The following is a 2,163-nucleotide window of genomic DNA, read 5'->3' on the forward strand; positions in this document are numbered from 1 at the left end:
CGCTCGAGAAATATTGCTTGGATAATCTGGCATGACAAACTCCTCAGTCGGTTTTCCACAATTCTACCAGATTCAGCAGATACTAGACAGGTTCTAAGAACCCCAAAAGTGAGTTATTGGATTCTTTTATTCGTATCTCGTTTTACTTTTTATGTTTTTTGTAATACCAAACACCTAACCCTGCAACCACTATAATTGCAGCAATTGTTTCAACGATAGCCATATTGGATTTAGTATGACTGTTCTTAACTGGCGTCTTCTTATTGATTTCACGACTTTGCTTGTCAGTAATCATAAATTTCCGTTGAAGCTTCCAAATATTTTGCCCATTGTTAGCCTTAACATCCAAATACATCATATAAGTACCTGACTTTAATCTCTTATCCTTGTTAGCACCGATAACTGTATTAACATTAATAGGATAAGTAAAGTAACTGTTTGGGGCAATTGACATATTTGATTTCTCTGATTGTAAAATAACATTCTTACTATCATTTTCTGAAGTTATCTTTGCTTTGATATCAACTTTTTCTTCCAATCTTGGCACATCATTATCTAATAGTGCATTGACTGAAATTTGTCCATTTTGAGTATCTTCATATGCTTTGATCAGTTTTAAATTTGGCTCAACTGTGTCAGTATTTTGTCTCAATTGTAGGCCTAGAACATAATTATACTTATTTTTTAACGTTACACCCTTAGCATTACTCTTGCTAACTTGATTATCTTGTTCGATAAAGATACCACCTAACAATACGCCATCAAAATTTCCTTTCGGAGCATTAATGTTCACAACTACTTCTGTAGAAGATTTTGCATCAACAGTAACACTCTTAGGATATGTAACTAATTTTTCAATATCATATTTCAAAGATGAATCAGCTTTAACATTATGTTCGTTATAGACTATTACCCCATTGGTATCAGTCGATGCCCGGTTCACCATTACAGTATAAGTATGCGTTTTAGTATCGTTATTATTAATCTTAAATTTAGCTTGCAACTTCTCATTTGGCGTCAATTTCAAATCAAAATAACCGACTTTTTTATCGATCTGATTATTTGAAAGTTCTGGCACAATATTATAAGTCACTGCTGGTTGAGCTTCTGAGGTGGCGGCCGAAACATCTTGGGTTCCTAAACAACCAAAAGTTATAACACTAATTAAAAACAAGATGAAAATCCAAATACGCTTCTTCAAAATATCATCTCCCGAAGAAAAAAAGAGAGCATGCAACAATTAAGTTACAAGCCCTCAATTTTTATATTTAAGCAGGTGCGTTAGCTAACGTCCATGTTAAGGTTGAACTGTAGGATCCGCCAATATTACCAGCTGGAACCTTAAGTGAGGCATCAGTAGAACCATATGTTCCAGTATAGGCACCTACACCACTACCAGCTGCAGCACTAACAACAGTTACTGGTGAACTTGATAGTGAAAGCTTTGCGACAAGTGTTGGAGGTGTTGATACATTATCAGCATCATCTGCTTTAATAGGATCTGTTTCTTTATTATCTAATGATAGTTGTGCATTCTTTAAGGCTGCGCCGCCTGTTGCCGTGAATGGTGATGCTGCAACAGTTACAGTGTATCCAGTACCAGTACCAGCATCAGCGATATCCAAGGTTCCTGATGTGGAAGTTGATGTATATGAAATATCGTTTGCTGAAGCTGCTACTGTACCAAATTGAAAACTAGGGGCCGAACTTAAAGTGATCTTTCCAGGCGTAATATCGGCCGTGGCTGTGCTGCTTGTGCTTGGAACTGGTGATGCAGGTGTTGTTGCTGCTTGAGCGACTGTACCTAACGAACCAATTCCTAAAACAGCTGCCCCTACTAACATGCTATTTCTTACGAGTTTTTTCATAATATTTCCCTCCTCATAAACGACTGTTGGTCGCTATGAAATAGAGTCCTAATGTGATGGATCAATCGGACTCTGCTTGATTGGAGAAATACCCATCACATAGATATCTCTTTCAATCTCTGCGTACATTATATATTTTTTTGGATAAATAAACAAGGTAGATTGCAAATTTAATCCGAATTTTTGGACAAATTTGTCAGCACCCGAATTGTCAAATTAAGTGCAACAGTGAAGACTCATCCATGTGAATTGGTTTAGGTAGTGGGCAGGGATTCCTCCAGGCCCAGGGGGGAGG

At 37.1% G+C, this 2,163-nt stretch carries 2 protein-coding genes; both read right to left on the reverse strand.

Annotated elements, in window-relative coordinates:
• Nucleotides 1-142: 142 nt before the first annotated feature.
• Nucleotides 143-1,201 (reverse strand): WxLIP family cell surface protein, encoded by a 1,059-nt coding sequence (locus H627_RS0115275; protein ID WP_027829616.1) that lies wholly within the window; start codon nt 1,199-1,201, stop codon nt 143-145.
• A 67-nt stretch (nt 1,202-1,268) separates the two neighbouring features.
• On the reverse strand, nt 1,269-1,868 hold the full coding sequence (locus tag H627_RS19880) for a WxL domain-containing protein (RefSeq protein ID WP_081674970.1): 600 nt from the start codon (nt 1,866-1,868) through the stop codon (nt 1,269-1,271).
• Between the last annotated feature and the right edge of the window lie 295 nt (nt 1,869-2,163).

Origin of the sequence: Schleiferilactobacillus harbinensis DSM 16991 (genome assembly GCF_000425885.1) — a bacterium.
Classification (GTDB): Bacteria; Bacillota; Bacilli; order Lactobacillales; family Lactobacillaceae; genus Schleiferilactobacillus; species Schleiferilactobacillus harbinensis.